Below are 8,281 nucleotides of genomic sequence, written 5' to 3'. Positions count from 1 at the left end.
AGCACCCGTTCTTGGATCGATTCCCGTTTGTTGAGAACCAATGAAATTCTGACTTTGTGTAAAAAAATCCTTCATAAGCATTTGGTTTTTAAGGTTAAATCACTTCGTTTTTCCTATGCAAAACAGCAATCATCACACATACTCAACGATACAATTAAACTAAAAAACACCGCTGTATTTTCTAATTCTTCACTTCATTCATCCGCCCTTTTTTCTTTCATCAAACATGTTAATAATCGCTATGATAGCATCATAAAACATTTTAAAAGTAAAAAGTTATTCTATCAACCCTTCCTTTAACCCTCTTAAACAAGAGATCAAAACCAAAGTAAATTAACAAATCAACATGTTTTTAAAAAACAGGATTTATTTTATCCAAATGAAATAAGCTTTTCGATCCCCTAAGATTTAGCAGAAAAAAATTATCTGTAGAATAGCATTTATTTAAGAATTAAATTAAGCTTAGCATCAACAAAACGTGTTATTGTAAATTCTAAATCATTTTAGTCCAAAAAAAAAAAGCAGTAAACTTTCGTTTACTGCTTTTTTATATATTGTTGTGATAGTCTAAGATTCATTAGAAGAAGCGTATCTCTCTTTAATCAGAAAATCCACTCTTTTCTTCTTTCCCATCACTTCTAATCAATTAAGATAAAGCTGCTTTTACTTGGTCTGCTGCTTCTTGGAAAGCTACAGCTGATAAGATTGGCATACCTGATTGATCGATCAATTCTTTTGCCAATTCAGCATTTGTTCCTTGAAGACGTACAATGATAGGCACTTTAATATCGTCACCCATGTTTTTGTAAGCATCTACAACTCCTTGAGCAACACGGTCACAACGAACGATTCCTCCGAAGATGTTGATTAAAATAGCTTTTACGTTTGGATCTTTTAAGATAATACGGAAAGCGATTTCAACACGTTTAGCATCTGCTGTTCCTCCTACGTCTAAGAAGTTTGCTGGTTCAAAACCTGCGTATTTGATTAAGTCCATCGTAGCCATTGCTAAACCAGCACCGTTAACCATACATCCAACAGTTCCATCTAAATCCACATAGTTTAAACCTGCTTCTTTAGCTTCCACTTCGATTGGACGCTCTTCTGTGATATCTCTGTACTCAGCATATACTTTTTGTCTGTATAATGCGTTGTCATCGATTGTAACTTTAGCATCAACAGCTAAAATTTTATCATCAGATGTTTTTAATACTGGGTTGATTTCAAACATAGAAGAGTCACTTCCGATGTAAGCATTGTACAATGCGTCAACGAATTTAACCATTTCTTTGAATGCATTACCTGATAAACCTAAGTTGAATGCAATTCTTCTTGCTTGGAAACCTTGTAATCCTACAGCAGGATCGATTTCTTCTTTGAAGATTAAGTGTGGCGTTTTTTCAGCAACTTCCTCGATGTCCATTCCACCTTCAGTAGAATACATAATCATATTTCTACCTTTAGCACGGTCTAATAATACAGACATGTAGAACTCACTAACTTCGCTTTCACCTGGATAGTATACATCCTCAGCAACTAATACTCTATTTACTCTTTTTCCTTCTGGTGGAGTTTGTGGAGTAATTAAGTCCATTCCGATGATTTTTCCAGCTAGCTCTTTTACTTCATCTAAGTTTTTAGCTAACTTTACTCCTCCTCCTTTACCTCTTCCCCCAGCATGGATTTGAGCTTTTACTACATACCAACTTGTACCAGTTTCTTCTGTAAGTTGTTTTGCTTTTTCAACAGCTTCATCTGCGTTGTTAGCTACTAAACCACGTTGTACTCTAACTCCGTAGCTAGCTAATATTTCTTTACCTTGAAATTCATGTAAATTCATAGTGTAATACGTTTAGCTTTAAAAATAAACAGATACAAAAATAATAATTAGGTTTGAATTTCCCTAATTTAATTCTGCATATGTCCCATTTATTCTTGGATTTGACTTTATTAAATTTAAAAAATATTTGATTTTTGTTCCTCTAATTTAGAAAATATCAATTGATCCTTTTCCTTCTCTTATAATCTCAGGTTCAAATTCGGACAAATCAATAACGGTAGACGCTTGATTATCACCATATCCCCCGTCAATAATTAAATCTACTTTATTGTCCCACTTTTCTAAGATCAATTCAGGATCTGTTGTATACTCTAAAATTTCATCTTCATCATAAATAGAAGTAGAAACAATAGGATTTCCCAGTTTGCGTACAATTTCTCTTGCGATATTATTGTCAGGTACACGGATTCCCACCGTTTTCTTTTTCCTAAACTCCTTCGGCAGGTTATTATTTCCTGGAAGAATAAAGGTATACGGACCTGGTAGTGCCTTTTTGAGGATTTTAAATGTTGATGTGTCAATCTGTTTGATATAATCTGAGATATTACTCAAATCATGACACACAAAAGAAAAATTCGCTTTCTCTAATTTGATGCCTTTTAGGCGAGCAATTCGCTCTAATGCTTTTGTATTTGTTATATCACAACCTAATCCATATACGGTATCCGTTGGATAAATAATCAATCCTCCATTACGCAGAACTTCTACCACCTTATTAATCTCCTTTTCATTTGGATTTTCCGGATAAATCTTCACAAACTGTGCCATATCGTTGATTTTTATTGTTTTATACAATTTACGCTAAAACTTGAAGCTTCGCAAATCGAAGTAATAGTTTTTTTATTCCACCAACATCAAAATTGATTTCAGCTTTGCGGTCTGCTCCTACTCCGTCCAGATTTAAGATTACCCCTTGTCCAAATCGTTCATGCATCACGCGTTGCCCTATTACAAGACCACTGTTAGAAGCGTCTCCCCCTTTACCGCTTGTTGTTGAAGCGGCATTAACAGGTTTCAATTTTCGGATATTTCGATCTAATGTAGGTTCTTCATTATTTTTCAAATAAGCAGGTGGTGTACCATTAACTGGCTTCGCCAATCTCAACTTGCTTTTATCTACATCTCCAAAAATATCTGCATCAATTTTAGGTGTATAGCGATAGTTCGTTTCTACAGGGGTTAAAAACTCTAAGTATTGATCATCAATTTCTTGAATAAAACGAGACGGATCACAGTCGATTAATTTGCCCCAGCGATATCTCGACTGTGCATAAGTCAAATACGCTTGGTGTTCAGCACGCGTTAAGGCCACATAGAACAATCGTCGTTCTTCTTCTAATTCCGTTCTAGTATTGCTACTCATAGCACTAGGAAACAAATCCTCTTCCATTCCCACACAGAAAACAGTTGGAAACTCTAATCCTTTTGCCAAGTGAATCGTCATTAAAGCCACACGATCATCATCTCCAGTATCTTTATCTAAATCAGTTGCCAAAGCTACATCTTCCAAAAACTCGGATAAAGCACCTCTAGCCCCATCAATTTCGCGTTGTCCTTCAATAAAGTCTTTGATACCATTGAGTAATTCCTCTATGTTTTCCATACGCGTAATTCCCTCTGGAGTGGTATCCTTGCGTAGCTCTTGTACTAATCCGGTCTTTTTCACTACATGTTCTACCATTTCATACGCGTCTTTCGTTTCCTCTAACGCCTGAAAAGCCTTAACCATGTTGACAAAATCAGTCAATTTATTTTTTGTTCCCGCTGTGATTTTCAAATCAATTTTATCGATATGCGTCATCACTTCAAAAATAGAACGCTTATAGTGATTGGCTGCAATCGTCAATTTATCGAGGGTTGTAGCCCCGATTCCACGTGCAGGGTAATTGATTACACGCACTAAAGCTTCTTCATCTTTTGGGTTGATAATTAAGCGCAAATAGCTTAATACATCTTTAATTTCTTTGCGTTGATAGAAGGATAATCCTCCATAAATACGATATGGAATATCTCTTTTTCTCAAGGCATCCTCCATAGCACGAGATTGTGCATTCGTACGGTATAGAATAGCAAAATCACTGTTGTTTTTTTGATTTTGCATCTTTTCTTCAAAAATAGTTGATGCTACAAAACGGCCTTCCTCTCCATCGGTTAAAGAACGATGAACTTTAATCTTAGGGCCAAAATCGTTGTCTGTCCAAACGACCTTTTCTAACTTAACTTTATTCTTATCTATAATGGTATTCGCTGCTTCTACAATATTTTTAGAAGAGCGATAATTTTGTTCTAATCGATAGGTTTGAACGTTGTCAAAATCCTTCTGGAAGTTTAGAATATTATTGATATTTGCTCCACGGAAGGCATAGATACTTTGCGCATCATCCCCTACTACACAAATATTTTGAAAGCGATCCGATAAAGCACGTACAATCAAGTATTGAGAGTTATTCGTATCTTGATACTCATCCACTAAAATATAGCGAAAGCGGTCTTGGTATTTAGCTAAAACATCAGGAAAACGAGTCAACAACTCATTGGTTTTCAACAACAAATCATCAAAATCCATTGCTCCAGCTTTGAAGCAACGCTCTACATAATGTTCGTAAATTTCACCAATACGCGGTCGTTTGCTCATGGCATCCGCTTCTTGTAGTTCTTGGTCATTGAAATACGCTTTAACCGTTACCAAGTTGTTTTTATAAGTAGAAATACGACTTGCCACTTCTTTGGGTTTATACACGTCTTTATCCAACTGTAACTCCTTGATAATCTGCCCAATTAAACGCTGAGTATCTTGAGAGTCATAAATAGAGAAGTTACTAGGGTAGCCCAAATGATCTGCTTCTGCACGTAAAATACGAGCAAAAACGGAGTGGAATGTTCCCATCCAAAGGTTTCGGGCTTCACTATTCCCTACAATTTGAGCAATACGATTTTTCATTTCTCGTGCTGCTTTATTGGTAAAGGTTAGTGATAAAATATTAAAAGCGTCCACACCTTGATGCATCAAGTAGGCGATTCTCAAGGTTAATACCCTTGTTTTTCCTGAACCTGCTCCAGCAATCACAATCATGGGGCCATCTTTCTGTAATACAGGTGCTCTTTGAGCTTCATTAAGTTGATCGATATAACTTTGCATAGTGTCTAAAACCGTAAAAAGCCAAAATTACAACTACTATTAGTTTATAGCAAGTTTTGTTCGCATTAAAGCGTTTTTATCTTTCACAATAATTCTTACTTTTGTTCAAATTTATATTGTATGAATCTCGACTTTATACTTACTTCACTTCAGTATGTACTACCTGCTTTAATTGTAGCGGGACTGGCTTATGTATTTTTTCAAAAGATCTTAGAAAAACAGACCCAAAGAGATCGTTTTATCCTTGCGCAGCTCTCCAATAAAGAGACGGGTATTGACACCAAAGCGCTTAAGTTACAGGCCTGTGAACGGCTGGTGATTTATGCCGAGCGAAGCGATTTAAAGAAATTAATTTTGAGAGTACAACCCTTAAGTACAGATACCCAAGCTTACGCTCATTTGTTGGTTCAGCATTTAGAGCAAGAATATGAATACAATGTTACGCAACAGCTTTATGTTTCACCAGAACTATGGGCTATTGTTGTGCATACCAAAAACGCCCTTATTACAACCATTCAACAAACCTCGAAATTGCCAGAAGCAACTTCAGCGATGTTGTATCAAAACCTCTTACTTAATGAGTCGTTGAAAATCCAAAATAAAGTGGATATTTTACTTCGAGCAATTAAGGAAGAGACAGTATCTAATTTATAGTAAATCAGTTCAATAACAAATTAAAAAGGTATGAGAAGAATTTTAATAAGCGCATGCTTATTAGCAGGTGTTTTAGGAACCCATTACACGGTTCAAGCACAAAGTAAATTGGGGAATGTATTGGGAAATTTATCCCAAGATCAAATTGGAAAAGGGCTTAAAGAAGCTTTAGATAAAGGAATTCAAGAACAAGTAAGTCAATTGGCAAAACCTGATGGATTCTTTAAGAATGAAATGGTAAAAATCATGTTACCAGAAGAGTTACAAAAAGTAGATAAAACACTTCGTTCTATGGGAATGGGCAGTGTAGCAGATCAGGGTTTACAGTTACTAAACAGAGCAGCGGAAGACGCGGTAAAAGAGGCTACTCCTATCTTCGTACAAGCCATTAAAGAATTGACATTTAACGATGCAAAAAACATCTTATTGGGAGGTCAATCATCCGCTACAACCTACTTAAAAGAAAAGACTTCTAAACAATTGGCAGGGAAATTTGCTCCTGTAATTGAAGAGTCTTTATCTCAAGTTGGCGCAACAAAAGTTTGGGAAGGTATTTTCACAAAATACAATAGCTTACCATTGGTTTCACCTGTTGATCCCAATTTGACGAATTATGTAACGGAGAAAACGATGGATGGGGTATTTACAATGATTGCTGTAGAAGAAAATAAAATTAGAGGAAACGAAGACAATTCTCGTTCTACTACTTTATTAAAGGATGTATTTGGCAAACAAGATAATACAGCCAATACTTCTTCTAATTCCACTTCTACCAAGAAAAACACGAAGGACAATACGAAGAAAACGGAAACTTCCACAGAGAAAAAGAAAAGTATCTTGGATCTTTTTGGAAAGTAAACTTGAGGTTTCTTTTTTTGCTTTATCCATCTCTAGCTTTTTATTAAGACTTAGGCATCCCCTAACAAGAGAATACTACAAATAGAAAAAACAAAGCGGTAAAAGCAACATAAACATAACCTAGTCTTAATTTATCATTCACAAAGAAATAGGATATTTGCTTCATAAATATTTGATTTCATAAAAGAAATAGTTAAGGTTAGTTGATACAAAAAAGCGCATTGAAAAATCCAATGCGCTTTTTTATCCATTCTACTAGTTCAACTCGTTTATTTATTCTATTTATTTAAAATATTTACTACTAGAACATTGTAATCTCGAAACGAAGAATTCTTACTACGTTACGAAACTAGTAAACTATCTAGATTTACTAATGTTTTTACTATATAACCCATATTTAATAGCCTCGACAAGCAAATATGTGTATTTCTGTATAATTTTCAGGTAAAGATTCTAAAAGTGCTCTAAGATCTATAGGAGCATCGCCTGATATCATTAATACATGAAATGGCATATGTCCAAATTTTTCCATTCGCACATCTATACTTTTCATTGTGTATATTACACTATCTTTTGCAGAAAGGTTATAATTCTCTCTATACAACATAAAGTTCTCTGGTGAAATAGGAACCAAGTAATCTCTATAAACTCCAACATAAGGTGATCCTAAAATCATATTGCGTACTCTACTGCCAGGCATAGTAACTGAACCATGTGAAACATCAGCTCTATCCATAATCCAATGTTGAAAACTCCCTACTAAATTTTGCCCTTCAGATGTATAATGATGAAGTGTTTTAGAAGTTTCAAATGTATTATCTATACCTTCAACATCAATTAAAGTTCTTCCGTGAGCATTAATATACAACACATTTGATTGATGATCATCATGAGGAGACATGATTGTATATTCAACATTCCATAGACCATTACTATAAGACCTATTGGTTCCTAAACTATATTCCTGATTGGCAGCCGTGTATCCTGATGAAATTTTCACATTAGGTCGTTTTTGGGATGTAGGCGTACCACTCGCTAATCCCAAAGCAAACGAAGCCCAACCTAAATTAGCCGATAGCTCGGGATTACTCTTAGCAGTTGCAATACTCGCCACTCCTACGGCATCAGAAGCTAAGCTTAAAACAAGGGAGAGTCCTGCCACACCTGCACCTACCGCAGCTAAAGACATTCCCATAGAAGCAACAGCAGTAACAATTCCAATAATCCCTAAAGCAATTCCTCCGCCTGCACCTAATCGGCCCAATCCCTGCGTGACTAATCCTCCGGAGAACAACCCCGCTGTTCCCATAGCACTGTGCCCCGAAGGATCAATGAGGTTAATCGGATCGCCTGCACAATAGGCATAGGCATTGATTCCACCCGCTCCAAACGGACTCATACTATCGGGACAAGTAAAACGCATCAAGACGGGGCTATACGAACGATATCCATTGCCCAAGTGGTAATGCCCACTGATTGGGTCTTTTCGCTCCCCATTATAAGCAGGTAGATATTCTTCTGCTTCTCCCTGTCCATACGCTCCATATTGGTGTAATTCTCCCTGCGAATCACTGTTTTTCACCGACCACAACAAGCTTTCATTCTGACCATTTGCCGTTAAGATAACGTCCTGATCATCGTTGACCGCCAAACACGTTGCTCCACTTTTAATCCAACGCACTTTTTTATCCTCTTCCACCAGTACTTGATTGACCAGTTCCCCTGCGCGGTAATACAGCTGGCAATTCTGATCTCCTGCTACGGTTTGATTGACCAGTTGATTATTCGCA

At 36.3% G+C, this 8,281-nt stretch carries 6 protein-coding genes; 2 read left to right on the top strand and 4 right to left on the bottom strand.

The window, feature by feature from the left end:
• Positions 1–646 precede the first annotated feature (646 nt).
• The 3 genes from sucC to ACUTSE_RS17865 all read right to left on the bottom strand — a co-directional run bounded on the left by sucC (position 647) and on the right by ACUTSE_RS17865 (position 4,979).
• Complete coding sequence (gene sucC, locus ACUTSE_RS17875; RefSeq protein WP_006264963.1) at positions 647–1,840, bottom strand: ADP-forming succinate--CoA ligase subunit beta; 1,194 nt, start codon at positions 1,838–1,840, stop codon at positions 647–649.
• 147 nt (positions 1,841–1,987) lie between these two features.
• Positions 1,988–2,608 carry an L-threonylcarbamoyladenylate synthase gene (locus tag ACUTSE_RS17870; RefSeq protein WP_002992249.1) on the bottom strand — a complete coding sequence of 207 codons (621 nt, stop codon included), beginning with the start codon at positions 2,606–2,608 and terminating at the stop codon, positions 1,988–1,990.
• Between the two features lie 28 nt (positions 2,609–2,636).
• A complete protein-coding gene (locus ACUTSE_RS17865) occupies positions 2,637–4,979 on the bottom strand; it encodes an ATP-dependent helicase (RefSeq protein ID WP_445641236.1) in 2,343 nt (780 codons plus the stop codon).
• 120 nt (positions 4,980–5,099) lie between these two features.
• On the opposite strand from ACUTSE_RS17865, the gene ACUTSE_RS17860 reads away from it, so the two are divergent.
• Complete coding sequence (locus ACUTSE_RS17860) at positions 5,100–5,633, top strand: DUF7935 family protein (protein ID WP_445641235.1); 534 nt, start codon at positions 5,100–5,102, stop codon at positions 5,631–5,633.
• A 30-nt stretch (positions 5,634–5,663) separates the two neighbouring features.
• On the top strand, positions 5,664–6,491 hold the full coding sequence (locus ACUTSE_RS17855; RefSeq protein ID WP_445641234.1) for a DUF4197 domain-containing protein: 828 nt from the start codon (positions 5,664–5,666) through the stop codon (positions 6,489–6,491).
• 397 nt (positions 6,492–6,888) lie between these two features.
• Here ACUTSE_RS17855 and ACUTSE_RS17850 read toward each other — a convergent pair.
• Positions 6,889–8,281, bottom strand: a 1,393-nt coding sequence (locus ACUTSE_RS17850; RefSeq protein WP_445641233.1) for an RHS repeat-associated core domain-containing protein, incomplete at its 5' end; no start/stop codon positions are given.

The sequence above is a fragment of the Myroides sp. TSA_177.3 genome, assembly GCF_052691955.1.
Note: the sequence above shows the minus strand (reverse complement) of the source record. Positions and strands in the feature narration are given on the sequence as shown.